The sequence below is a fragment of the Luteibacter sp. UNCMF331Sha3.1 genome (genome assembly GCF_900109915.1).
GTDB lineage: Bacteria > Pseudomonadota > Gammaproteobacteria > Xanthomonadales > Rhodanobacteraceae > Luteibacter.
In genome coordinates, this window is the sequence record NZ_FOBU01000002.1 from 471619 (window position 1) to 494395 (window position 22777).

A 22777-nucleotide genomic window follows, 5' to 3' on the forward strand; every position below is an offset into this window, starting at 1 on the left:
GTGACGGCGAAGTATCCGCCAGAAGGTATCGCACGGATGTGACGTTGCGGGAGGGGATCCCACCCGACCGGTCAGATCAGTGCCTTCAGGCGGGTGCGGGTCAGCGGCCCGAAGCGGATGCGCTCGCAGAGATCGTCCATGGCCGCGGCGTCGCCCGACCGGCGACTGAGCGCGTCGGCGGTTTCCGCCACGGCGATGTCGAGCGCGATGCGCGTGAGGCGGCGGCACATCAGGGCCTGTTCCGCATGCTCGCGCAGGCGCGCCGCGCACGAGGCGGCCCCGCGGATGCGCAGGAAGGCCACCTCGTCGATCCGGTCGAGGAGGGCGTCGAGGCTGCCGAAGTGCGCGAGCAGCGCGGCGGCCGTCTTCGCACCGATGCCCGGCACGCCCGGGATGTTGTCCACGGCATCGCCGCAGAGCGCGAGGTAGTCGGCGACCTGATGCGGATGCACGCCCATGCGCTCGAACACGCCCGAGGCGCCCCAGCGAACGTTCTTCGCGAAATCCCACTGCTCGTCGAACTCGCCGAGCAGCTGGCCGAAGTCTTTGTCCGCCGAGACGATCACGCCACGGAAGCCATGCGAGCGAAGGCCCCACAACGCGCTGCCGATGAGATCGTCGGCCTCGTACTGGTGGTCGTTCAGAACGGTGAGCCCGAGAGCCGCCGCGATCTCCCGGCACAGCGCGAACTGGCGTACCAGCTGCGGCGGCGGAAGCTCGCGGTTCGCCTTGTAGGCGGGGTAGATGGCGTTGCGGAACGACGTGGTGAGCGACGCGTCGAATGCCACCGCGATGTGTTCGGCACGGCTGCGTTCCAGCAATTCGCAAAGGAAACGGGTGAAGCCGTGCACGGCGTTGACGGGTTCGCCGTCGTGGTCGTGGAACTCGTCGGGCATCGAGTGCCAGGCGCGGAACACGTAGAGGCTGCCGTCCACGAGATGGACGAGGGAGTCCGTGCTCACGGCGTCCACGTGCTCACGATGTCGTCGTAGGACGGACGTTCGCGTTCGGGCGCGTCCATCGTCGGGGTGCCGACGTGGATGAACCCGACGATGTGTTCGGACTTCTTCATCCCGAGCAGCTTCGCGACGCCGCGATCGTAGGCGGCCCAGCCGGTGAGCCACTGCGCGCCGAAGCCGAGCGCCTGCGCGCCCAGGAGGATGTTGTAGGCCACGCAGCCGGCGGTGAGGTTCTGCTCGAGCTCGGGCACCTTGCTGTCGGTGTCGAGTTTCGCCGACACGACGAGCACCAGCGGCGCGTGTTCGTAGCGACGCTGCTCCTTGTCGCGCTTGGCGTCGGACATGTCGGGGTTCGCTTCCACCGCGAGCCTGGCGAGGGTGCGGCCGAAGGCGAGCTTGGCCTCGCCGCGGAGCACGCGGATACGGAATGGCGTGAGCTTGCCGTGGTCGGGTACCCGCAGGGCGGATTCGAGCAGCCGACGCAGCGTGGCGTCGTCGGGGGCGGGTTCGCCGAGCTGGCGCGAAGGCACCGAGCGGCGGGCGTCGAGGAAAGCCAGGTCGGTCAGGGTCATCCGACCATTTTACCGGAGCGGGGGCGTCGCCGGACATGCGTCGACGCGGACGCCCGTGCTCAGGGCCTCGGAGGGTGGTCCCCGGGCGGGGGCGGCAGCGCGTCGTTGGGGCCGAGGTGATCGACCGCGTCCCGGCGCTGTTCCGGCGTGAGGTCCCGCCACTTGTCCACCAGCGCGTCGCGCTGCTGGGGCGTGAGCGTGCGGAAGCGCTCGAACGCGTCGTGCAGGCGGGCCCGCTGCTCGGGCGTGAGGTCCTGGAATTTCTGCCGGTTGCGGCGTGCCTCGTCGCGCTCCTGCGGCGTCATCTGCTGCCAGCGCGCGATCCGGTCGCGGATCTCGGCACGGCGCTCGGGCGGCAGGCCACGCCAGCGCTGAGCCTTGTCCAGCATTCTCGACTGTCGCTGCGGCGGGAACGTGTCCCAGTCGCGCGCGAGGGGCGAGAGGATGTCCTTCTCGTCCGCCGTGAGCGCGCTCCACGGCCGCGGGGCCGGCATGGGGGCATCGGCGCCGGGCGGCGGCCGATCCTGCGCCACCGCGCCGAGGGGCGCGCCGGCGGCGAGCAGCATGGCGAGAACGAACGGAACGCGGCGCATGGGCATCACTTGCGGGACGGGGACGGGGTGTCGTTGTAGGCCAGCCAGCTGTAGAACTGGAGGTCCTTGTAGAGCGCCGGATCCGCGCTATCGGCATCCGGCGGCAGGTCGTTCGGATCGCTGTCGACCGACGCGCCCAGCGCGGTCGGGGAGGGCGGCGCGCCGCCCGGCTGCCAGATCATCAGGCTCGCCAGCGCCAGCACCGCGAAGGCGCCCGCCGGAAGGAGCAGGCGCCGCGCCGTCGACGCGTGCGACCGGGGCGCCAGCGCGGTGCGCCGCGCGGCGCGCAGGCGGCCCGCCATCGCCGGATCCACGTCCTGGCTGGCGCGCAGGAAGAGCTTCCTGGCGCGACGTTCGAGTTCCTGATCGTGCTGGCTCATCGCCATGCCTCCAGTTGCTCGCGCAGCGCATGCATCGCGCGCGAAAGATGGGTCTTCACACTGCCATCCGAGCAGCCCATGGCCTTTGCGGTCTCGGCCACGTCCAGTCCTTCCATGATACGAAGCGTGAACGCCTCGCGCTGCCGACGCGGCAGGTTGCGCAGGGCCGCCACGATGTCGCCGTAGGCCTGCGAGTCCTGCAACCTTGCCGACGGGTCCGGACTGTCGTCCGCCGGCTCCCACGCGGGCAGGTCGTCGCCATCGTCGTCCTTGCCGCCACCAAGCCAGCCCACGACGATCGAGCGCACCTTGCGACGGCGCTGCAGGTCGACGATGCGCCGACGCAGGATGCCCCAGAACAGCGGCGTCCATTCTTCGGCGGGCTTGCCCGCGTAGTGGTGAACCAGCCGCATCATGGCGTCCTGTACCGCGTCGAGGGCGTCCTCGCGATGGCCGAGATGGATTTCGGCCATGCGCCAGGCGCGCCGTTCGATGGAGGCGAGAAACGCGTCCATGCTGGCCGGCACCTCGCGAACGTCGTCGAGTGACGCGTCGCCGAGCGCGAGCGAAGCGTTCACGCCTTTCTCCGCATCGTCGGTGTCCGCATCCTCGTGCTCCATCGGCTCGGTTCGACTCCGGTAACGCGGTCGGCGACCGCCGGTTGACTTGGCGGGAGGGATTCCCGCGGCGGCACATCTTCCGTGCCGGCGTGTTTACGGCTTATGAAGTGCCCCGCCGCGGCGCACGTCGAGCGGCCAGGCGACCAGCGCCGCCAGCAGGGCGCCGGCGCCGGCGAGGAGATAGTCGCCAGGCCCCTGGGCCAGACGCGCCAGGGCGATGAGCATCCCCGGGCCGGCGTCGGCCAGGGTGTCGGCCAGGCCCATGCCCATCATCCCCGCGATGGTCGCGGCGGCGACGAGACAGGCCGTGTAGGCGGCGGCCAGCAGGGTCGCGCCAGCCGCGAGCAGGCCGCCAGCCAGGCCCTGGAATCTCAGCCAGCGGCGCACCACCACGCCGAGCACCCATCCGGCCGGCAGCACCAGCGCGGGGAGCGCGCGCCCGAACATCATCTGGGGAACCATCCACACGGCGCCGACGGCGAAGCCGAAGGTCGCGGCGCAGAGGACGCCGAAGACGAGGGCGGGGAGGCCGGGACGCTCAGCCGGCATGGGAATCGGTCAGGTCGCGCATGGGATCGGGTGGCCGGGCAAAGCGGTCATCATAGCGGGCGAACCCCTGGCGCGCTCTTGAGGGACCGGGGTCGGGCCCCACATTGAGCCGTGGATGCTTACCCGCGCGGTCGGACGGGAGCATAATCGACGACTTTGCGGCCGCGGCGCGGCCTTCACAGGACAAGCATGAGCGGTTTCAGCCTCAGCAGCGAACCCTTCACCCTCGAGCGCGACTGCCAGGCGGTCATGGTGCCCCAGGGTGAAACGGTCACGCTTCCCGCCGGGCAGATCGGTTACATCACCCAGGCGCTGGGCGGCAGTTTCACGGTTTACGTGGAGGGCAACCTGTTCCGCATCGCGGGCAACGATGCCGACGCCCTCGGCAAGGAACCGCCGAAAGCCATCGAGCTTCCGGACGACGCGTCCGACGACGACGTCGAAAAGCTGGTGTGGTCGCAACTGCGCACGTGTTTCGATCCCGAGATCCCCATCAACGTGGTGGAACTGGGTCTGGTCTATGACGTGTCGCTGGAAACCAGCGACGACAGCGTGCGCAAGGTGTACGTCAAGATGACGCTGACCGCGCCGGGCTGCGGCATGGGCGACATCCTCGTCGACGACGTGCGCACCAAGCTCGAGCTCATCCCCACCGTCGCCGAAGCCGACGTGGACCTCGTGTTCGATCCGCCCTGGAACCATTCGATGATGTCCGACGCGGCCAAGCTCGAAACCGGGATGCTCTGACGCGGGCGGTCGTTCAGGCCGATTCCGGCGCGGTCGGCATCACGGCCGTGTCGAGCGATGCGCCGTATCCCGCGATCGCCTTGACGTTCGCGGGGGAAAGGTAGGCCGCCGGCACGCGATCGGCGTACATGCGGGTTTCCAGCGCGAAATGCGCATCGAGATCGTGAGCGCGCGTGGCGGCGACGATCTCGTCGCGATACGGCGTGAGCGCGCGGAGCAACTCCGACAGCGCATCGTCCAGCATGTACGTCCGTTGCCACGGCAATTCGAAACACCAGCCGTTCGTGCGTCGCTGCAGGTCCGATGCCGCGATGCTCTCGCCTTTCTGCCACGTGGTGGCGCCTTCCAGGCCGATGTCGCCGAGCAGGTGATCGAGCGTCTGTCGTTCCGACGTGAGGCGGAACGCCGCGCGCACGGAGGGCGTGAGCTGGCGCAGTTCGAATTCGATGTCGGAGTTCGCGCTCATCCCGGTGTCCTTCGCGGTGACGTGGTGGATTCGTGCGTAGCATCGCGTTTTTGCGACGCCTAGGGAAATCCCTAGGTAGTCGACCGTGACATCTTGCGCTAGGTTGACCGTGACCCCTCAACCGGGGCCATCAGCACACCACGGGCATCGCGCCGAGGCGCGAATTCATATCGTTCGGAATGTGGTCCTCACGGCCGCAATGGCTTCGTGCGGCCCATTCCTGGAGGAGGAACGTAATGGCAAGTCATGTTCGCTTGAAACTCCTGGTCGCGTCGCTGGCCATCGCCGCGACATCGGTCGCCATGGCAGGCGCCGAGCAGTCCCTGCAGGCACGGAGCCTCGGCGCCGTCCCGGCCAGCCAGCTCGCCGTCAAGCTCGGGCTCTCGTCCGACAACGCGTTCGTCGCGAAGAACGCGCTGCCGACCGTCAAGGGGACGCAGACCGTACGCATGCAGCAGACCTTCAAGGGCGTTCCGGTCTACGGGCGCAGCATCGCGGTGGAGCAGGATGCGCAGGGGAATTCGCTGGTCGCCTCGGGCATCGTGACCTCGGACCTCCAGGTGGATATCGCCTCCGTCACGCCGCGCCTCGACCAGGCGGCTGCCGTCGCGGCGCTGTCGAGGCAGTCGCGCACGCTCGGCGCCGCGGCGAAGCCGGAGAACGTCAAGGCCGACCTGTACGTCTACCCCGTCGACGGCGCACCCGCGCGGCTCGTCTATCTCACGTCGTACTTCGTCGGTGGCGACCACCCGTCGCGTCCGACCGCGATCGTCGATGCGAACACCGGGCAGATCGTCGAGCAATGGGAGGGCCTGACCAACGCGGAAGTGGATGCCACCGGTCCCGGCGGCAACCAGAAGACCGGACAGTACACGTGGGGCGCGGGTGGCAAGCCGGCGCTGCGCGTCACCCAGTCGGGCAGCACGTGCACGGCGCAGAACCAGTTCGTGAAGTCGTACAACATGAAGAAGGCGACCTCCGGCAGCGGCACGCTGTGGAGCTTCACCTGCTTCACGTCGTCGGGCGACGCGGTGAACGGCGCCTACGGCCCGATCAACGACGCGCATCACTTCGGCGGCGTGGTGCACGACATGTACACCGCCTACACCGGCGCGGCACCGCTGAACCAGGTGCTGATCATGAAGGTGCATTACGGCAACAGCTACGAGAACGCCTTCTGGGATGGCAGCTCGATGACCTTCGGCGACGGTGCCAGCACGTTCTACCCGCTGGTGGCGCTCGACGTGACGTCGCATGAAATCAGCCACGGTTACACGGAGCAGCATTCCAACCTCGCGTACAGCGGCCAGTCGGGCGGCATGAACGAAGCGTATTCCGACATCGCGGGCGAGGCGGCCGAATACTACGACCGCGGCAGCAACGACTTCCTCGTCGGCTCCGACATCGTCAAGGCGAGCGCGGGTATCGGCAACGCGCTGCGCTACATGTGCACGCCGTCGCAGGATGGCGCGTCGATCGACAACGCGTCGCAGTACTACAACGGGCTCGACGTGCATTATTCGTCGGGTGTGTACAACAAGGCGTTCTGCACGCTGGCCAAGAAGACCGGTTGGGATACCGTCAAGGCCTTCAAGGTGTTCGCCCGCGCCAACGCGCTCTACTGGACGGCGAACTCGACGTTCAACACCGGTTCGTGCGGCGTCGCCAGCGCGGCCACGGACCTCGGGTTCTCCGCGACGGATGTCGCGTCGGCGTTCTCGGCCGTGGGCGTCACCTGCTCCACGGGTGGCGGTGGCGGTACGCAGCTGCAGAACGGCGTCGCCGCGACCGGGCTCGCCGGTAGCTCGGGCACCGAGCTCAGCTACACCGTGGTCGTGTCCGCCGGCGCGTCGAACCTGACGATCGCCACCAGCGGCGGTTCCGGCGATGCGGACCTCTACGTGAAGTTCGGCTCCGCGCCGACCACGTCGAGCTACAACTGCCGTCCGTACAAGACCGGCAACGCCGAGTCGTGCACGTTCGCGGTGCCGCAGGCCGGCACGTACTACGTGAAGGTGCGTGGTTACAGCGCGTTCTCCGGTGTGTCGCTGAAGGCGACCTGGACGCCGTAACGCGCCGATTCGCCACGAGTACGTCGGAGGCTCCGGGCGTTGCCGCCCGGAGCCTTTTTCGTTGGATTCCACCCGGAATCGATAGCGAGAGGCTCACGAAGACACGCGGGCGGCAACGCCTGTGATCGAGGAAGGGGTTTACCTAGCGTGGTCGGACCGCGGTTCCCCGCTCACCCAAGGTGTTCCCCGTGCGCTTCGCTCCTCTCGCATTCATCGCCGCTCTCTTTTCGACTACCGCTCACGCCGAGGCCGCCCGCTACATCGTGCACTTCGCCGATACCGCATCGGCCAGGGCCGCGCGGCTTCCGTCGCGCGACGTGCATGCGCGCGGCGACCGCGGTCCACGTCACGTGCGCTCGCTGGCGACCGGCGGGGAAGTCTTCGACCTGCCCGACGGCAATCCCGCGCACCTCGCCGCGCTTTCCGGCGTGGTATCCGTCGAGGAGGACGTCTGGATCCAGCCGACGGCGGTCGTCGATCCGCTGTGGCGTCGGCAGTGGAACCTCCACGACGCGAGAACCGGCGTCGACGCCGAGGTGGCGTGGCGACGCACGCGTGGCGCCGGCGCCGTCGTCGCCGTGCTGGATACCGGCATCACGCCGCATCCGGAATTCGACGGCCAGCTGCTGCCGGGCTTCGATTTCGTCAGCGACCCGGACAATGCGCGCGATGGCGACGGCCGGGATCCCGATCCCGTCGACGCGGGCGACTGGAAGGACGTCGGCGACTGCGGCGCGAAGACGCCCCGGCGCTCCACGTGGCATGGCACGCACGTGGCCGGCATCGTCGCGGCGCGCGCCGGCAACCACCCGGGCATGGTGGGGCTCGCGCCCGAGGCGAAGCTGCTGCCGGTGCGCGTCATGGGTCGTTGCGGCGGCAGGCTGTCCGACATCGCCGATGCGGTCGTCTGGGCCAGCGGCGGCGCCGTGCCGGGGGTGCCGCCCGTCACGCGACGCGCGGACGTGATCAACCTGAGCCTCGGCGTCGGCGGCGCGTGTGGCATGTCGTTCGCACGCGCCATCGACGATGCGCGATCGCGCGGCACCGTGGTCGTCGCGGCCGCGGGCAACGACGCGGTATCGGCCAACGCCGAAATGCCGGCGAACTGCCCCGGCGTGGTTACCGTGGCCGCCGTGGCGCGCGATGGCGGCGCGGCCTGGTATTCGAACTTCGGCGAACGGATCACGCTCGCGGCGCCGGGCGGCAGCCTCGGCGATCGGGGTGCCGACGACATCGTGTCGTCGGTGGATGGCGGCGAGCGCGGGCGGGAACGGCCGGCCTATCGATGGCTGGCGGGTACGTCGATGGCCGCCCCCCACGTGTCCGCCCTGGTGGCGCTGATGCGTTCGGTCGACCCGGCGATCGACGTCGATGCCGTGACGCGACAGCTGGTGGACAACGCGCGGCCGATGGCCGGTCCTTGCCCACGGGGATGCGGGGCCGGCCTCATGGATGCGGGCGCGACGGTGGACGCGGTCTACGAAGACCGCGCCCGATCCTGACCGATCAGATCGCTTCGAAGCGGTTCGCGTCGCGGTTCTTGCGCACCGCGGCGGGATCCCACACGCGTCCGTTCATGGCGATGTAGACGCCGTCGGCCAGCGTCTGCACGGCACCGACGGCGCAGCCGATGTTGAACACGGCGTCGGAGCCCTGGAAACGCGCCGGATTGAGTGCGCCGGTCAGCACGATCACCTTGCCGGGAATGTCGGCCAGCACGCGGGCCGTCTCCACCATGGTGTCGGTGCCGTGGGTGACCAGCACGTGGCGGTGCGGCTGGGCCTCGATGGTGCTGCGGATCAACGCGCGGTCTTCCTGCGTCACGTGCAGGCTGTCCTTGCGCAGGATGGGGATCACGTCGAAGCGGAAGGCGACGCCCAGCTGCTGAAGGATGTCACCGATCTGCGGCGAGCCGATCTGGTAGTCCGACTTGTCGTCGAAATAGACCTTGTCGATCGTGCCACCGGTGGTGACGATGGTGAGTTGCTGCATGACGTGACCTGGGAAGCGGGCGGAGCGGGTCGCTCATTCTACAGGGTTGTCACTGGCGAGCAGGGCGTCCTCGTCGTTGGCCGGCAGGGCCAGGCGGTCGAGCCCGCGGGCGATGAAACGGCGGCACGCGGCGGCAGGACGCGGATCGCCGGCCGTCTCGCCCCAGCCGGCGGCGCGCACCAGCAGGGCCGCCGCCACCGTGCGCGCCAGCGTGAACGCGATGCCTCGGGCCGATGCCTCCAGGGAGGCCCGATCGGCCACGACATCGCCCAGCAAGGCTTCGGTGGCGTCCAGCGTGGCGACGATCGCCGCGCGTTCCGGGGAGTCGCCCGCCGGCAGCAGCGCGTCGACCGACCGGCGCAGGGGTGCCATGCCGGCCGACAGCGTGCGCAGCATGTCGAGCGAAAGCACGTTCGTCGTTCCTTCCCAGATCGCGTAGACCTGCGCGTCGCGCAACAGCTGGGGCAGGCCGGTGTCCTCGATGTAGCCCGCGCCGCCGAAGCATTCCAGCGCTTCGGAAATCACGCGTATCGACACCTTCGCCGTCCAGAGCTTGGCCAGCGGCGTGAGCAGGCGGAGCAGGGCGTCGTCGTCCGGCCCGCCCGCGCCGTGCTCCACGTGCCCCAGCAGTCCGGCGACATGGAAAGCGAGCGCGAACGCCGCCTCGTACTCCGCCTGCATGTCGGCGAGCGTTCGCGCGTGCAGCGGGTGGTCGATCAGGCGGGTGCCGAACGCGTCGCGCCGCGTGGCGTAATCGCGTGCGAGCGCGATCGCACGCGCCATGCTCGCCACCGCGCAGACGGCGTTCCATGTGCGCGTGACGTTGAGCATGGGCGCGATCTGTCGCACCCCGTGGTCCAGCGGACCGACCGGCGTCGCCAGCAGGCCGTCGAGATGGATCTCGGCGGTGGGCAGTTCGTGCGTGCCCAGTTTTTTCTTCAGCCGATCGATGGTGATGCCCTGCCACGCGCCGTCCGCGTCCTTCGTCTCGACGTAGAAAAGTGCGAGCGGCGCGGCGCCCGGCCCGGCGCCCTCCGGCCGTGCGAGCGCGAGCGCCGCTTCGCCGACCACGGCGGAACTGAACCACTTGCGGCCGTAGAGCCGCCACTGCCCGCCGGCGTCCTGACGGGCGACCGTTTCGGTCCGGCCGACGTCGGAGCCGCCCGGCGTTTCAGTCATCCACTGCCCGGAGAGCCAGAAGGTATCGGGGTGCCGGCTCAGGAACCGCGGCAAGGCTCGTTCGATGAGTGTCCGGTTGCCCGATGCGTGGATCGCGGTCGCCGCGCCGTCGGTCATGGCCAGCGGACAGCACCAGAATTCGCTGGCGACGTGATAGAGGTAGACGCGTGCGAATTCCTCCACGCGTGCCCACGGCGAACCGGCATGTCCCGCGGCGAGCACGGCGTGATGCGTCGTGATCGCAGGGCCTTCCTCCCACGCCGGCGTCAGGGCGATACGATCGACGCGCTTGCCCCAGGCGTCCCATTGCGTGAGGACGGGCTCGGTGCGTGGCGTGCGCCCGCGACGTTCCCACGCCATGACGGCGTAATCGCCGAGCCCGACGAGGTCGGGGCGCATGGCCGCCACGCGTTCCGCCGGCACCGTGTTCGCAAGCCATGCATGGAGCACCCGGTCGTTGTGGAACGGATGCGCCAGTCGCGGCGCCTCCTGCACGAAACCCATCGTGGCGTCCTCGCTCGTCGTCGATGGGGACTAGCCTGCACCGCCTCCGCGCCAGCGTCGATACGCTGCGCAACATGGGCGCGCAGCGCGGCGTCGTCGAGGCCTTACGTCACAGGCGCCGCCGCTTCTCAGCGCCTGCGTCGCACACCCGCCCCGAGCGTGCCGATCAGCAGCAGGGTGAGCAGGATCTCGACCCAAGCCAGCCAGCGATCGCCGGTGGAACTCCAGGCCTCCGCCACCCCGTGGCAAAAGAAGAACAGGGCCAGGATGCCGACCCAGAGCAGGGCGCGCGTGACGTTCGGCAGCGACAGCAGCGGCAGCAGCAGGGGCGGGACGGTGATCGCGAGCGCCACCCACGTGGGGATCGATACCGGCGGATAGCCGAGGTACCAGACGACCTGCACGACGAGCAGACCGGCCCAGGCCGCCAACCCCGTCTTCTGCAGCGTGGTCGCCGGCGAGGTCACGCCGGCGCGCCGAGGCGGCGGGCCACGTCGGCGAGGCGTCGGCCGAGGTTCCGGGCGAGTTCGCGTTCGTGGTCGCTGATGGCGTTGTCGCCACGCGTGCCCGACACGTGGCTGGCGCCGTAGGGCGTGCCGCCGGTCACCGTGTTGTTGAGGGCAGGCTCGGTGTAGGGGATACCGACGATCAGCATGCCGTGATGAAGCAGCGGCAGGGCCATCGACAGCAAGGTGGCCTCCTGGCCGCCGTGCATGGTGCTCGTGGAGGTGAAGACGGCGGCCGGCTTGCCGGCGAGCGCGCCGGACGCCCACTCGGCCCCCGTCGTGTCGAGGAAGTACTTGAGCGGTGCCGCCATGTTGCCGAAACGCGTCGGGCTGCCCAGGGCGAGGCCCGCGCATTCCGTCAGGTCGGCACGCGACACGTAGGGCGCGCCGTCTTCCGGTTCGGGCGGCATGGCGATTTCCGTCACCGGCGCCACCGGCGGCACCTGCCTGAGGCGGGCGCGCATGCCGGGGACTTCCTCCACGCCGCGGGCGATGAAGCGGGCCAGCTGGGCCGTGTGCCCGCTACGGCTGTAGTAGAGTACGAGGATGTCGTGGGACATGGAGGTCGGCCTTTGCGAAGGCGGCTAGTCTCGCAGAACTGACACGTGTTCCCAATCGTTCGGGATGAGGATGGACATGCCGCTTCGCATCGATCGCGACCGCGCGCTCAGCTTTTCGCGCTTCACCTGGCTGCGCTTCGTCGACGACAAGTGCTTCGAGACGGCGGGCGCCCTGTCGTACACCACCCTGGTCTCGCTGGTGCCGCTCACCGTGGCCGTGTTCGCGATTCTTTCGGCGTTTCCGGTGTTCGCCGAATGGCGCGGTTCGCTGGCGAACTACGCTTTCCAGAACTTCGTGCCCGCCACCGGCATGAAGATCCAGGAATACATGCTCGCGTTCGCCGACAAGGCCAGCCAGCTCACCGGCATCTCGATCCTGGTGATGCTGTTCAGCGCCGTGTCGATGATGATCAGCATCGAGGATCGCCTCAACCGTATCTGGCGCGTGCGCAAGCCCCGCGGCTGGACGTCGCGCCTGCTGCTGTACTGGGCGGCCCTCACGCTCGGGCCGATCCTCGTCGTCGGCGGCCTCGCGCTGTCGTCGTACATCGCGGCGTTTCCGCTGCTGCACGAAGCCGCCGGTCAGCTGGCCACGCAGAGTCGCCTCCTCAACCTGCTGCCGTTCGTGATCACGTTCGTCACGCTCGTGCTCATGTACACGATGGTGCCCAACCGGCGCGTGTCGTGGCGCCACGCCGCCATCGGCGCGATGCTCGGCGCCATCCTGTTCGAAGCCGCGCGCTGGGGGTTCGCCGAATTCATCCGCAACTCGCCTAACTACGAAGAGATCTACGGCGCGCTCGCGGCGATCCCTATCTTCCTGCTGTGGATCTACCTTTCGTGGATCATCGTGATCCTCGGGGCCTCGATCGCCGCGTCGATCTCGGCCTTCGAATACACCGTGCCGCACGAAGCGCTGCCGGAAGGCGCCGAATTCATCGGTCTGCTGGTGGTGCTTCAGCATTTCGTGCGCGCGCAGCGCACGGGCGAGAACGTCGATCCGGCCACGGTCCGCGTGCGCGAGCCCTACCTGCCTTCCAGTGCGATCGCCTGCTATTTCGACGACCTGTTGCGCGCGGACATGATCCAGCGCGGCGAGGCCGGTGGCTGGCTGCTCAGTCGCAGCCTCGACGCCACCGAACTGCTGCGCGTGTACCGTTGCACGCAGTACCGTCTGCCGCTGCATCCGCGCGAGCAGGTGCAGCGACTGGGCATCGACCTGCCGCCGGAACTCCTCGGCTTGCTCGATCATCTGGCCGCCGCACTCGACGCTACGCTCGGCGCGCGCCTCGACGCCATCTTCCCGCCGCCGGCGGTTCCCGTTCCCACCGAGGATTCCCCCGCATGATCCGCCGTTTTCTCGCTGTCGCCGCGCTCGCCCTGGCGTCGCCCGCGTTCGCCGCCGACGGCACGCCGCCGCGGCTCACGATCAAGACCATCGATGGCAAGTCCTTCGATCTCGCCGCGCAGCGCGGCAAGTGGGTCGTGGTGAACTACTGGGCCACGTGGTGCGTGCCCTGCATCAAGGAGATGCCCGACATTTCCGCGTTCGTGAAGGATCGCAAGGACGTCGTGGCCATCGGCCTCGCGTTCGAGGACACCGACCCGAAAGACATCGAGGCGTTCCTCAGGAAGCACCCGGTCTCGTACGCGATCGCGCAGGTCGATGTCATGGAGCCCCCGAAGGATTTCGGCACGCCCAAGGGTCTGCCCACCACCTGGATCATCGCGCCCGATGGGCGCATCGCGAAGCAGTTCGTCGGACCCGTGACTGCGGAAAAACTCAAGGATGCCACGTCGAAGACGCCCGATCCGAAGAGGTGACGTCATGCAGGCCGCGCGATTCATGCTGAAGGGTCGGGTGCAGGGCGTGTTCTTCCGCGCCTCGGCCCAGAAAGAGGCCGTGAAGCTCGGCCTCACGGGCTATGCGAAGAACCTGCCCGACGGCGGCGTGGAGGTGGTCGCCTATGGCGATGCGGGCGCCATCGAACAGCTCGAAGCATGGCTGCGCCATGGACCGCCCGGGGCGCGAGTGGAGGAGTTCTATCGCGAGCCGCTGGGCGCGCACGAGGCGCCGCCGGATTTCGATATCCGCTGAGCGGCTGGCTCCCACCGGAGCGATCAGTCCTTCGGACCGTTGGCGTTCGCCGGGCGTGCCACGAACGTCACCGGCAGTTTCTTTCCGTCCGACAGCGTGAAGATCACCTGCACCGGTTCTCCCGGCGTCACGGGATGCGTCGGGTGCTCGAGCATCACGTGGTACCCGCCGGGCGAGAACGCCACCGTCCCCTTGGGCGGAATCGCCACGCGATCGACCATCTCCATCCGCCCCATGCCCGTCTCGGTGCTGCTGCGATGGATCATCGCCATGCCGTAGGCCGGGCTTTCGGCATCCACGATGGCCACTTCGCGGTCGCCGGTGTTCTGGAACACCACGTAGCCGCCCGCCGGGAGACTCCCCGGCAACACGCGTATCCATCCTGCCGACGCGGTGACGGTGTCTGCCGCGTTGGCGGTTCCCGCGGCGACGAGGAGGGCGGCGGCGATCGTGCGAACCATCATGGTGTCGTCTCCATGGAAGTGAGCAGGTGCAGGTCGTGCACGATGTCGTCCTGCGAGGCGGACGGCGTGGCGAGCAGACGGGCCTTGCCCGATCCGTCGAAGATGTAGATCGCCGAGCTGTGGCTGACCTCGTAGTTGCCGTCGCCCCGATCGGGTTCGCGCGTGAACGCCGAACGGTACCGCTTGGCCAGGGCCTCGACATCGCGATCGGAGCCGACGAGCCCGACCGCGCGCTTGTCGAAGGCGTTCACGTAGGCGTGCATGATCGCCGGCGTGTCGCGCGCCGGATCAACGCTGACGAACAGGATGCGCACACGGTCGGCTGGGGCGCCGAGGCGATCGAGCACCACGTGCAGCTGCGTGAGCGTCAGCGGGCAGACGTCGGGGCAGTGCGTGTAGCCGAAGTACATCACCGTCACCTTGCCCCTGAAGTCGGCACCGGTCACGGCCTTGCCGTTGTCGTCGGTGAGCCGGAAATCGAGGTCGGGCAGGTGTCCGGAGACGTCGTTGAGCTTCCACTCGGGCTGCGGCTCGCGCTGGCACCCGACGAGCGCCACGAGCGCGAGCAAGGCGAGCAGGGCCAGGCGGACCCGGCGGCGTGTGATGTGCTTCATGCGTGGCTCCGCGGGATATCCTGCGCAGGATACGCCACGACGAGGATGCCCCCACCCATGCGACAACATGTCCCTGCGACCGATGCGGTGCTGGCCGGCGCGGCCGGCGCGACGGCGGTCGTGCTTGGCGCCTTCGGCGCGCACGCCTTGCGCGGCACGATCGGCGACGCCGCGCTCGCGATCTGGCATACCGGCGTGGAGTACCACTTCTGGCACGCACTGGCGTTGTTCGTCGCGGTCGCGGTGTTGCCGGCGGGAAGAGCGCGCGGCGTCGCGGTCTGGTCGTTCGTCGCGGGCATCGTGCTTTTCTCCGGCAGCCTCTATGCGCTGGCGCTCGGCGCACCCCGGCTGACGGGCGCGATCACGCCGTTCGGCGGTGTGGCATTCATCGTCGGGTGGCTGGCGGCGGCGTGGTCGCTTCGCTCGTCGCGCCGTTAAGAGCGCACCCGGATGCGACGGCGCGCTCGCCGTGAAGGCGCGCACGGTCGGGAAGGGGGCTCCTACCGCGGGTTCGCATCGTCGATCGGCTCGGCCGATGGCTTCAGCCTCCCCGCGCGCCGAAGCGCATCGCGGAGCACGTATTCGATCTGCGCATTGAGCGAGCGCAGCTCGTCTTCGGACCATGCCTGCATGGCGTCGAGGACGGCCGCGCTCACCCGCAGCGGATAGGCTTTTTTCTCGCTCGCCACCGGACGCTCAGTGGTAGAGCGAGCCGGCGTTGACCACCGGCTGGGTGGCCCGGTCGCCGCAGAGGACGACGAGCAGGTTGGACACCATGGCGGCCTTGCGCTCTTCGTCCAGTTCGACGACGCCCTGCGCCCGCAACTGATCGAGTGCCAGCGCCACCATGCCCACGGCGCCTTCGACGATGCGCTCGCGCGCGGCGACGATCGCCCCCGCCTGCTGGCGCTGGAGCATCGCCTGTGCGATCTCCTGCGCATACGCGAGGTGGCTGATGCGCGACTCGATCACCTGCACGCCGGCCTTGATGAGGCGCGCCTCGATCTCCTGGCGCAGATGGTTATTCACCTCTTCGCCATGGCTGCGCAGCGATGCCTTGCTGTCGTCGTGCGCGTCGTAGGCGTAGCTCTGCGCCATCTGTCGCAGCGCCGATTCGCTCTGGATCTGCACGAAGTTCTCGTAGTCGTCCACGCAGAACACGGCCTCGGCGGTATCGATGACCTGCCACACCACGATCGCCGCGATCTCGATCGGATTGCCGTCGTTGTCGTTCACCTTGAGCCGGCTGCTTTCGAAATTGCGCACGCGCAGGCTCACCGGCCGGCGCGAGTAGAACGGATTGGTCCAGCGCAGGCCTTCGCGCCGCTCCGTGCCGGCGTACTTGCCGAACAGCTGCATCACCTGGCCCTGATTGGGCTGCACCTGGAAGAAGCCCTTCGCGAGAAACGCGACGAGCGGCACCAGCACGACGGCACCGCCGGCGAGCGGGTTGCCGCCCGGCCCGATCTGGGCGAACACCCAGCCGGCGACGAGCACCAGGACGATGAGCATCGCGATGATGGTGGGAATCCCCGGAAGCGAGGCGGCGGCGCGTTCGTTCATGACGGCATGACCCCTGTTGATGTCGGGTCATTTGATATCACTGCGATATCACTTTCAAGTGCCGTCAGGGCGCGCCCCGTCCCGGAGCGGACATACCCGCGCTGCTGGGCGCCGGTACGTCGATCAGGTTCGATCCCGGCATCGCGCGGTCGATCCGGATCTTGCCCAGCGCGGACATGGATGCGAAGAAGCGCCACGGTTCGCCGTTGCCGGTGCCCATGGCGATGTGGGTGGAGTCGAAGCGGCGCTGCGCGGAGTCGAAACTGATCCAGCGATCCTTGATCCACGCCTGCGCCCAGGCGTGGGGGATGAACACGCGGTTCGCGCCACCCATGCGCTCGGCGTAGACGATGCCGGTGACGACGCGCGCGGGGATGCCCATCGACCGCGCCATCGCCGTGAGCAGCACGGCGTGTTCGGTGCAGTCGCCGCGTCGCGTGTTGGCCGTTTCCAGCGCCGAGGCGTAACCCACGTCGAGACCCTTGGCCACGATGTACTCGGAGAGGAACGTGCGCAGCCGGCGCATGCGCTGCAGGTCCGTCGCCGCGTCGCCCGCCGCCTGCTTCGCCAGCGCGACGATCGCGGGGGAATCCGACTGTACCCACGCGTTCGCGGCGGTGTCTTCCGGCAGCGGCCCCGGTTCTTCGCCATGACGCATGCCGAAACCCACATCGACGATGTACACACCGTCGCCCAGCTCGTAGACGCGCTGTTCGTCCGTCTGGATGAAGGGATTGGCGCCATGATCGCGCACCGCGATCGTGTAGCGGACGGGGGCGACGCGCAACGCCGCCACCATCGGGCGGGGCGAGACGACCATCGCGGCACGCAGCAGGTCGATGTCCTGGTCGGGCGCCTGCGCGCAGGCGGCATCGCACGCGGCCATTTCGAGGCGGAAGCCGAGCAGCGGCGCGAGGCTGCGGCGGATATAGCCGTCGTCGTCGACCCAGATGTCCACCGCATGATCGGATGCACCGACGATCGACTGCCGGAGGTGGTGCAGCGTCTCCTTGGTTTCGTCCGGCATGGTCACCACTTCCTCGCCGACGACCTTCACGTCGACGTTGGCGACCTGCTGCTTCGTGGAGTCGAAGTTGCGTACACGATAGCTGGTACCCGGCCGGAAGCCCTGGCGTACCACCGCGAGACGCTGGCCCTCGGCGAGCGTGGCGCCGGCCGGCCAGATGAGGAGATCGATCTTCGACTGGCCGCCCACGGTGTTGGAGATCTGGAACAGGCCATCGCCGCGCACTTCGCCCGTAGCGAGGTTCTCCTGCGTCGACATCCGCGTGCTGGCATAGAACGCGAGCGGATCGCCGGCCTTCGATTCGGTCGACCGCAGTTCGGTGCGCAGGGCCAGCGGCGTCTTCGCGCGCGTCATGCGGAAATCGAGCACCTGGCGGGTAAGGACCCGGTCGCCGTCGACCTCACGGTCGATGCGCAGGCTGCCCACCTTGCGGCCGTCCAGCAGGACGGTCATCCAGCGTTCGTCGGCCAGGGCGGCCGACGAGAACGCGCACAGTACGGCGAGGACGGCAAGAAAGCGTCTCATGAGCGTACGTCCGGATTGTGGGGGACGTGCTCATCACACCACTTTCGCGGCGTCAGTCAAGTCCCCCATTGGTCGTGGCGGGCAACGGTCAGTGCTTGCCGCCCGACGGCGGCGGTGGCGGCGGCATGCGGAACGGTTCGGGTGGCGGCACGCGCTGGATCGGTGGGGGCGGCATGTTCATGCCGGCCTGCAGCGCGACGACCCGGTCGATGCGGATCCGGCCCAGCGACGCCATGGCCGAGAAGAAGCGCCACGGATCGCCGTTGCCCACGCCGAGCGCGATGTGGGTCGTGTCGAAACGACGGTTCGCGGAGTCGAAACTCACCCAGCGCCCCTCCACCCACGACTGCACCCACGTGTGCGGCACGTACACGCGGGACGCGTTGGCGAAACGATCGGTGTACACGAGGCCGGTGACGATGCGCGTGGGAATGCCCAGCGACCGGCCGAGCGCGGCGAGCAGCACGGCATGTTCGGTGCAGTCGCCCTGGCGCGTGCGCAGCGTTTCGAGCGCCGACCCGTAGCCGACGTCCAGCACCGTCGGTTCGATGTATCCGGTGACGAAGCTGCGCAGGCGCACCATGCGTCGCATGTCGGTGTCCGCGTTACCGACGGCTTTCGTCGCGAGCGCGACGATGTCCGGCGCGTCGGACTGCACCCATGGATTCGAGCGCAGGTCCTCCTTCGTGGGACCGCCTTCGCCGGCGTGCTCCGACGCGGCGCCGATGGTGACGTCGTAGACCCCATCGCGAACCTGTTTGACCTGCTGCTCGTCGGTGGTCGCGAAAGGATTCGCGACCCCGCCGGTGACGGTCATGGTGTAGCGCACGGCGAAGCTGCGCAGGGCGGGCGTCATCGTGCGAGGCGCGAGGATCATCGCCGTGCGCAGCACGTCGACGTCCTGTCCCGGCGCCATCGCGCACGCCTCGCTGCACGCGAGCATCTCCATCCGGCGTCCCATCGCCGGCGACGATCCCTTGCGCATGGTGCCGGCGTCGTCGACCCACAGGTCCATGCGTTGCCCGTCCGGCGAATCCGCGAGGGACTGCCGCAGGTGGTGCAGTGTTTCGTCGCCGTCCGGTAGCTCGACGATTTCGTCGCCGACCACTTCCACGTCGAGCGTCGCCACCTGCTGCTTGGTCGCATCGAAATTACGCGTGCGGTAGCGGTGGCCCGGTGCGAATCCCTCGCGCACGATGAGGAGTCGCTGACCCTCGCTCATGCGCGCGTTGTCCGGCCAGGCGAGGAGGCCGACGGACGTCTGCTCGCCGATGCGCGTGGTGACCTGGAACTGGCCGTCGTCGCGGCGGCTGCCGTCGATCTCGGTGTCCTGCGTCGACGAGCCGTTACGCGACGCGAAGGCTACCGCGTCGCCGTCGATCGTCTCGGTGGCCGTCATCGTGCTGCCGATGGCGAGGGGCGACTTGCCGCGCATGATGCGCAGGTCGATCGCCTGCGTGGTCACGACGTTACCGTCGGCGACGCCGCGCTCCACCCGCATGCTGCCGACCTTTCGCCCGTCGAGGGTGACCGACATCCAGGTCCGTGTCGTCGGCGTGGCATGCGCGGCGCCGAGGACGGCGAAAAGCAGTGCGGCGGCGGTCCATCGTCCCATCGGCGAGCATCCCTTGACGCGAGTCGAGGCCCATCTAAGCACGTCGGGGGTCGGCGTCCAACCGTCCGTTGCAATCGCCCGTCGCCCGTGGCCGCTAGAATACCGGCCCGACCCACGCTGGAAACGCGCGCATGCACACCTTCGGAACCCCTCATTCGCATAACGCCATCAAGGTGCTCCTGCTGGGATCGGGCGAGCTGGGCAAGGAGGTCGCCATCGAGCTTCAGCGGTTCGCGGTGGAAGTGGTGGCCGTCGATCGCTATGCGAACGCGCCGGCGATGCAGGTCGCGCATCGCAGCCACGTCATCGACATGCTCGACGGCGCCGCGCTGCGAGCGGTGATCGACGAGGAGAAGCCGAACCTCGTGGTGCCGGAGATCGAGGCCATCCACACGCCGACGCTCATCGCGCTCGAGAAAGAGGGCCTGAAGGTGATCCCGACCGCGCGCGCCGCGTGGCTGACGATGGACCGCGAAGGCATCCGCCGCCTCGCCGCCGACGAGCTCGGCCTGCCGACGTCGCCCTTCCGATTCTGCGACACCCGCGACGCGTTCCTCGCCGCGATCGGGGCGCTCGGCACGCCGTGCGTCGTAAAGCCGGTGATGAGTTCGTCGGGCAAGGGCCAGAGCGTCGTGCGCACGGCGGCCGATGCCGATGCGGCGTGGGACTACGCGCAATCCGGCGGACGTGCGGGCAAGGGCCGCGTCATCGTCGAAGGGTTCGTCGATTTCGATTACGAGATCACGCTGCTGACCGTGCGCCATCGCGACGGCGTTTCGTTCTGCGCCCCCATCGGTCATCGCCAGGAAGACGGCGATTACCGCGAATCGTGGCAGCCGCAGCCGATGAGCGACGCGGCGCGGGCCGAAGCCGAGCGCCAGGCCGATGCCATCACGGCCGCGCTGGGCGGCTGGGGCGTGTTCGGTGTCGAGTTCTTCGTGCGCGGCGACGAGGTCATCTTCTCCGAGGTGAGTCCGCGGCCGCACGATACCGGGCTGGTCACGCTGATCTCGCAGGATCTTTCGGAGTTCGCGCTCCACGCCCGGGCGATCCTCGGCCTGCCCGTGCCGGAGATCCACGCCTTCTCGCCGGCCGCGTCGTGCGCGGTGCTGGTCGAAGGCGACGGCCACGCACCGACCTATCACGGCGTGGCGGAGGCGCTGGCCGAAACGGGCACGATGCTGCGTATCTTCGGCAAGCCGGAAGTACGCGGCCGCCGCCGGATGGCGGTGACGCTGGCGCGCGCGACGACGGTGGAGGAGGCGCTGGAGAAGGCCAAGCGCGCCGCCAGCCGCATCCGCGTGGAGCTCTGATCCCGGCGCGGTCGCATGAGCCGTTACGTGCTTGTCGCAGTAATCCAGACCCTTGCTTTGCGTCGTTTCAGGAGCCCGGCCGCCCTCAACGTCCGTTCACGGCCGGATGTTAAGCTTTCACGCTCCTATGGATGATTCGGCCCATGAGCGGACGCAGAGACAGCCACGATCGCGATACACGCGGTCGCACCGAACCCACGCTGGGACGCCTCGACGATCTCGACAGGCCGGCGACCCCGCCGGACGACGGCCTGCCGCACATCGTGGTCGATGGGCCGCGCCGCAGTGGCGGTGCCGCGCCGCCGCCGCGTAGCGGTCGCACTCCGCCGCGCAAGCGGGGCTGGCTCATCCCCGTCCTTGTGCTCGTGCTGATTGGTGCCGGCACGGCGCTGTGGCTGCAGCAGGACCGCCTCCGCAACATGGTCCCGGCCACGGAACTCAACGACACGCTCGCCCAGGCGAACCACGCGCTGGACGAAGGGCGCCTCGATGGAACCAACGGCGACAGCGCGCGCGAACTGTTCGAGAAAGCACGCGACCAGCAGCCGGACAGCGATCAGGCGCGCGACGGTCTGCGCCGGGTCGGTCAGGCCGAGGTCGCGCGTGCGGATGCGGCATTGAATGCCGGGCGGCTCGACGAAGCCGAAGCCGCGCTCAATGTCGCCCGCGAACTCCTCGGCGGCGGCAGCGACGTCGAGCAGCTCTCGCAACGGTTGTCGCAGGCACGCAATCCGCAGGATCGCACCGCTTCGCTGATCGATCAGGCGCAGGCGGCGTTCGCGGCCGGCAAGCTGGACGGCGACGATGGCGCGGGCGCGCTGTACCGGCGCGTGCTCGACGCCGACAAGTCCAATGCGGTCGCCGCGCGTGGCCTCGACAAGGTCGGCGGCGGCCTTGCCGCGCAGGCGCGTCAGGCGCTCGCCGACGGCGACAAGGCGAAGGCGAACGCGCTCGTCGATCGCATCGCGATCCTCGTGCCGGGGTACGGCGATCTGCCGTCGCTTCGCGCCATGCTGTCGGAAACGAAGAAGCAGGACGACCAGGCGGTGAAGACGCTCGTCCAGCAGGGCAACGACGCGATGCGCGCGGGTCGTTTCACGGGCAGCGGCGACGACAACGCGCTCGCACGCTTCCGCGCGGCGCTCGCCGCCGATCCGGACAACGCCGACGCGAAGGCTGGCCTCGGCCAGGTCGCGCAGGCGCTCATCGTGCAGGCCAACGCGTCGCTCGACAGCGAAGACGACGATCAGGCGAGTCGTCTGCTCGATCAGGCGGAGAAGCTGGCACCGAAATCCGCCGAACTCGCGGCGGCGCGCGCGCGTATCGGCGGCGATGCGAAAGTGCGCACGCCGGTGGACACCGTTCGTGGCGCCGACGCGCAGGACGGCCTGGCCGAAGCCTCGATGGCCGTGAGCCCGGAGCAGAAAGCGAAGGTGGCCGACCTCGTCCGCCGTGCGCAGAACGCGGCGACGCGCGGCGACATCATGGATCCGCCGGGCGACAGCGCGTACGACCTGTACCGCAACGCGCTCGCCATCGACGGCAACGACCCCGCCGCGCGCGCCGGACTGCAAGGCCTGCCGACGCAGGTCGAAAAGCAGATGCAGCAGGCCGTGGCCAGCGGCAACGTGCAGCGCGCGGAAAACCTCTACGCCACGTTGTCCGACCTCGCGCCGGGCGACACGTCGCAAGGCGAGCTCCGCCACCGGCTCGGCAGCGCATGGATCGACAACGCGTTGCAGCGGGCCGGGCAGGGCGACCGTCAGGGCGCCTTCCAGGCCCTCGAGCGCGCGCGCCGTTACGCGCCGGACGATCCGCGCCTGCAGAGTGCGTACGAACGCATCGCGACGGGCCGGTGA

The 22777-nt window shown here is 69.0% G+C and carries 26 protein-coding genes; 9 read left to right on the plus strand and 17 right to left on the minus strand.

The window, feature by feature from the left end:
- Positions 1–71: 71 nt before the first annotated feature.
- From BMX32_RS10420 to BMX32_RS10445, 6 genes are all read right to left on the minus strand, one after another.
- Positions 72–971: a 5'-3' exonuclease gene (locus tag BMX32_RS10420; protein WP_089978377.1), complete on the minus strand. Its 900-nt coding sequence runs from the start codon at positions 969–971 to the stop codon at positions 72–74.
- On the minus strand, positions 959–1531 hold the full coding sequence (locus BMX32_RS10425; protein WP_089978380.1) for a nitroreductase family protein: 573 nt from the start codon (positions 1529–1531) through the stop codon (positions 959–961). Before BMX32_RS10425 ends, BMX32_RS10420 begins: the two co-directional genes overlap by 13 nt.
- A 59-nt stretch (positions 1532–1590) precedes the next feature.
- Positions 1591–2124 (minus strand): DUF3106 domain-containing protein, encoded by a 534-nt coding sequence (locus BMX32_RS10430; protein ID WP_170843629.1) that lies wholly within the window; start codon positions 2122–2124, stop codon positions 1591–1593.
- A gap of 5 nt (positions 2125–2129) precedes the next feature.
- Positions 2130–2504 (minus strand): hypothetical protein, encoded by a 375-nt coding sequence (locus BMX32_RS10435; protein WP_089978386.1) that lies wholly within the window; start codon positions 2502–2504, stop codon positions 2130–2132.
- Positions 2501–3082: an RNA polymerase sigma factor gene (locus BMX32_RS10440; protein ID WP_089980196.1), complete on the minus strand. Its 582-nt coding sequence runs from the start codon at positions 3080–3082 to the stop codon at positions 2501–2503. The genes BMX32_RS10435 and BMX32_RS10440 overlap by 4 nt, the downstream gene beginning before the upstream one ends.
- A 135-nt stretch (positions 3083–3217) precedes the next feature.
- A complete protein-coding gene (locus BMX32_RS10445) occupies positions 3218–3673 on the minus strand; it encodes a hypothetical protein (RefSeq protein WP_089978388.1) in 456 nt (151 codons plus the stop codon).
- A gap of 189 nt (positions 3674–3862) precedes the next feature.
- On the opposite strand from BMX32_RS10445, the gene sufT reads away from it, so the two are divergent.
- Positions 3863–4420 (plus strand): putative Fe-S cluster assembly protein SufT, encoded by a 558-nt coding sequence (gene sufT, locus BMX32_RS10450; RefSeq protein ID WP_089978392.1) that lies wholly within the window; start codon positions 3863–3865, stop codon positions 4418–4420.
- 13 nt (positions 4421–4433) lie between these two features.
- Here the strand turns inward: sufT and BMX32_RS10455 are convergent, their stop codons facing one another.
- Positions 4434–4886 (minus strand): DUF4279 domain-containing protein, encoded by a 453-nt coding sequence (locus BMX32_RS10455; protein WP_089978395.1) that lies wholly within the window; start codon positions 4884–4886, stop codon positions 4434–4436.
- 236 nt (positions 4887–5122) lie between these two features.
- Here BMX32_RS10455 and BMX32_RS10460 point away from each other — a divergent pair, with 236 nt between their 5' ends.
- Both BMX32_RS10460 and BMX32_RS10465 read left to right on the plus strand, forming a co-directional pair.
- On the plus strand, positions 5123–6958 hold the full coding sequence (locus BMX32_RS10460; protein ID WP_089978398.1) for a M4 family metallopeptidase: 1836 nt from the start codon (positions 5123–5125) through the stop codon (positions 6956–6958).
- 188 nt (positions 6959–7146) lie between these two features.
- Entirely contained in the window at positions 7147–8460 is a 1314-nt protein-coding gene (locus BMX32_RS10465) for a S8 family peptidase (RefSeq protein ID WP_170843631.1), read from the plus strand.
- 4 nt (positions 8461–8464) lie between these two features.
- Here the strand turns inward: BMX32_RS10465 and BMX32_RS10470 are convergent, their stop codons facing one another.
- The 4 genes from BMX32_RS10470 to wrbA all read right to left on the minus strand — a co-directional run bounded on the left by BMX32_RS10470 (position 8465) and on the right by wrbA (position 11699).
- On the minus strand, positions 8465–8950 hold the full coding sequence (locus tag BMX32_RS10470) for an asparaginase domain-containing protein (RefSeq protein ID WP_089978404.1): 486 nt from the start codon (positions 8948–8950) through the stop codon (positions 8465–8467).
- 33 nt (positions 8951–8983) lie between these two features.
- Positions 8984–10633 (minus strand): acyl-CoA dehydrogenase family protein, encoded by a 1650-nt coding sequence (locus BMX32_RS10475; protein WP_089978407.1) that lies wholly within the window; start codon positions 10631–10633, stop codon positions 8984–8986.
- 128 nt (positions 10634–10761) lie between these two features.
- The gene (locus tag BMX32_RS10480; RefSeq protein WP_089978410.1) at positions 10762–11100 is read right to left on the minus strand and encodes a DUF2069 domain-containing protein; all 339 of its coding nucleotides are present in this window, start codon (positions 11098–11100) and stop codon (positions 10762–10764) included.
- Positions 11097–11699, minus strand: coding sequence for an NAD(P)H:quinone oxidoreductase (gene wrbA / locus BMX32_RS10485; RefSeq protein WP_089978412.1), 603 nt, complete (start codon positions 11697–11699; stop codon positions 11097–11099). The genes BMX32_RS10480 and wrbA overlap by 4 nt, the downstream gene beginning before the upstream one ends.
- A gap of 76 nt (positions 11700–11775) precedes the next feature.
- On the opposite strand from wrbA, the gene BMX32_RS10490 reads away from it, so the two are divergent.
- Genes BMX32_RS10490 through yccX form a run of 3 tightly spaced genes read left to right on the plus strand, consistent with a single transcriptional unit; the run spans position 11776 to position 13797 of the window.
- Entirely contained in the window at positions 11776–13047 is a 1272-nt protein-coding gene (locus BMX32_RS10490) for a YihY family inner membrane protein (RefSeq protein WP_089980199.1), read from the plus strand.
- Positions 13044–13523 carry a TlpA family protein disulfide reductase gene (locus BMX32_RS10495; protein ID WP_089978416.1) on the plus strand — a complete coding sequence of 160 codons (480 nt, stop codon included), beginning with the start codon at positions 13044–13046 and terminating at the stop codon, positions 13521–13523. Before BMX32_RS10490 ends, BMX32_RS10495 begins: the two co-directional genes overlap by 4 nt.
- Positions 13524–13527: 4 nt before the next feature.
- The gene (yccX, locus tag BMX32_RS10500; RefSeq protein WP_089978419.1) at positions 13528–13797 is read left to right on the plus strand and encodes an acylphosphatase; all 270 of its coding nucleotides are present in this window, start codon (positions 13528–13530) and stop codon (positions 13795–13797) included.
- Between the two features lie 23 nt (positions 13798–13820).
- Here the strand turns inward: yccX and BMX32_RS10505 are convergent, their stop codons facing one another.
- Positions 13821–14261 carry a copper chaperone PCu(A)C gene (locus BMX32_RS10505; protein WP_089978422.1) on the minus strand — a complete coding sequence of 147 codons (441 nt, stop codon included), beginning with the start codon at positions 14259–14261 and terminating at the stop codon, positions 13821–13823.
- Positions 14258–14875: an SCO family protein gene (locus BMX32_RS10510; protein WP_089978425.1), complete on the minus strand. Its 618-nt coding sequence runs from the start codon at positions 14873–14875 to the stop codon at positions 14258–14260. Before BMX32_RS10510 ends, BMX32_RS10505 begins: the two co-directional genes overlap by 4 nt.
- A gap of 57 nt (positions 14876–14932) precedes the next feature.
- Here BMX32_RS10510 and BMX32_RS10515 point away from each other — a divergent pair, with 57 nt between their 5' ends.
- On the plus strand, positions 14933–15313 hold the full coding sequence (locus tag BMX32_RS10515) for a DUF423 domain-containing protein (protein ID WP_089978428.1): 381 nt from the start codon (positions 14933–14935) through the stop codon (positions 15311–15313).
- A gap of 62 nt (positions 15314–15375) precedes the next feature.
- Here the strand turns inward: BMX32_RS10515 and BMX32_RS10520 are convergent, their stop codons facing one another.
- The 4 genes from BMX32_RS10520 to BMX32_RS10535 form a co-directional block, all read right to left on the minus strand.
- Entirely contained in the window at positions 15376–15564 is a 189-nt protein-coding gene (locus BMX32_RS10520) for a type II toxin-antitoxin system antitoxin (protein WP_089978432.1), read from the minus strand.
- A 7-nt stretch (positions 15565–15571) separates the two neighbouring features.
- Positions 15572–16438 (minus strand): SPFH domain-containing protein, encoded by an 867-nt coding sequence (locus BMX32_RS10525; protein ID WP_089978435.1) that lies wholly within the window; start codon positions 16436–16438, stop codon positions 15572–15574.
- A gap of 64 nt (positions 16439–16502) precedes the next feature.
- A complete protein-coding gene (locus BMX32_RS10530) occupies positions 16503–17990 on the minus strand; it encodes a transglutaminase-like domain-containing protein (protein WP_089978438.1) in 1488 nt (495 codons plus the stop codon).
- Positions 17991–18078: 88 nt separating this feature from the next.
- On the minus strand, positions 18079–19605 hold the full coding sequence (locus BMX32_RS10535) for a transglutaminase-like domain-containing protein (RefSeq protein ID WP_089978441.1): 1527 nt from the start codon (positions 19603–19605) through the stop codon (positions 18079–18081).
- A gap of 131 nt (positions 19606–19736) precedes the next feature.
- On the opposite strand from BMX32_RS10535, the gene purT reads away from it, so the two are divergent.
- Positions 19737–20918, plus strand: coding sequence for a formate-dependent phosphoribosylglycinamide formyltransferase (gene purT, locus BMX32_RS10540; protein WP_089978445.1), 1182 nt, complete (start codon positions 19737–19739; stop codon positions 20916–20918).
- A gap of 143 nt (positions 20919–21061) precedes the next feature.
- The gene (locus BMX32_RS10545) at positions 21062–22777 is read left to right on the plus strand and encodes a tetratricopeptide repeat protein (RefSeq protein WP_089978449.1); all 1716 of its coding nucleotides are present in this window, start codon (positions 21062–21064) and stop codon (positions 22775–22777) included.

Excerpts from the sequence above, each read along its gene's own strand:
- BMX32_RS10435 (WP_089978386.1), bottom strand. The coding sequence starts at position 2,504 with ATGAGCCAGCACGATCAGGAACTCGAACGTCGCGCCAGGAAGCTCTTC.
- BMX32_RS10530 (WP_089978438.1), bottom strand. The coding sequence starts at position 17,990 with ATGAGACGCTTTCTTGCCGTCCTCGCCGTACTGTGCGCGTTCTCGTCG.
- BMX32_RS10525 (WP_089978435.1), bottom strand. The coding sequence starts at position 16,438 with ATGAACGAACGCGCCGCCGCCTCGCTTCCGGGGATTCCCACCATCATC.
- BMX32_RS10515 (WP_089978428.1), top strand. The coding sequence starts at position 14,933 with ATGCGACAACATGTCCCTGCGACCGATGCGGTGCTGGCCGGCGCGGCC.
- BMX32_RS10460 (WP_089978398.1), top strand. The coding sequence starts at position 5,123 with ATGGCAAGTCATGTTCGCTTGAAACTCCTGGTCGCGTCGCTGGCCATC.
- BMX32_RS10475 (WP_089978407.1), bottom strand. The coding sequence starts at position 10,633 with ATGGGTTTCGTGCAGGAGGCGCCGCGACTGGCGCATCCGTTCCACAAC.
- BMX32_RS10470 (WP_089978404.1), bottom strand. The coding sequence starts at position 8,950 with ATGCAGCAACTCACCATCGTCACCACCGGTGGCACGATCGACAAGGTC.
- BMX32_RS10545 (WP_089978449.1), top strand. The coding sequence starts at position 21,062 with ATGAGCGGACGCAGAGACAGCCACGATCGCGATACACGCGGTCGCACC.
- sufT (WP_089978392.1), top strand. The coding sequence starts at position 3,863 with ATGAGCGGTTTCAGCCTCAGCAGCGAACCCTTCACCCTCGAGCGCGAC.
- BMX32_RS10535 (WP_089978441.1), bottom strand. The coding sequence starts at position 19,605 with ATGGGACGATGGACCGCCGCCGCACTGCTTTTCGCCGTCCTCGGCGCC.
- BMX32_RS10455 (WP_089978395.1), bottom strand. The coding sequence starts at position 4,886 with ATGAGCGCGAACTCCGACATCGAATTCGAACTGCGCCAGCTCACGCCC.
- BMX32_RS10510 (WP_089978425.1), bottom strand. The coding sequence starts at position 14,875 with ATGAAGCACATCACACGCCGCCGGGTCCGCCTGGCCCTGCTCGCCTTG.
- wrbA (WP_089978412.1), bottom strand. The coding sequence starts at position 11,699 with ATGTCCCACGACATCCTCGTACTCTACTACAGCCGTAGCGGGCACACG.
- BMX32_RS10505 (WP_089978422.1), bottom strand. The coding sequence starts at position 14,261 with ATGATGGTTCGCACGATCGCCGCCGCCCTCCTCGTCGCCGCGGGAACC.
- BMX32_RS10490 (WP_089980199.1), top strand. The coding sequence starts at position 11,776 with ATGCCGCTTCGCATCGATCGCGACCGCGCGCTCAGCTTTTCGCGCTTC.
- BMX32_RS10445 (WP_089978388.1), bottom strand. The coding sequence starts at position 3,673 with ATGCCGGCTGAGCGTCCCGGCCTCCCCGCCCTCGTCTTCGGCGTCCTC.
- BMX32_RS10430 (WP_170843629.1), bottom strand. The coding sequence starts at position 2,124 with ATGCGCCGCGTTCCGTTCGTTCTCGCCATGCTGCTCGCCGCCGGCGCG.
- BMX32_RS10495 (WP_089978416.1), top strand. The coding sequence starts at position 13,044 with ATGATCCGCCGTTTTCTCGCTGTCGCCGCGCTCGCCCTGGCGTCGCCC.
- yccX (WP_089978419.1), top strand. The coding sequence starts at position 13,528 with ATGCAGGCCGCGCGATTCATGCTGAAGGGTCGGGTGCAGGGCGTGTTC.
- BMX32_RS10425 (WP_089978380.1), bottom strand. The coding sequence starts at position 1,531 with ATGACCCTGACCGACCTGGCTTTCCTCGACGCCCGCCGCTCGGTGCCT.
- purT (WP_089978445.1), top strand. The coding sequence starts at position 19,737 with ATGCACACCTTCGGAACCCCTCATTCGCATAACGCCATCAAGGTGCTC.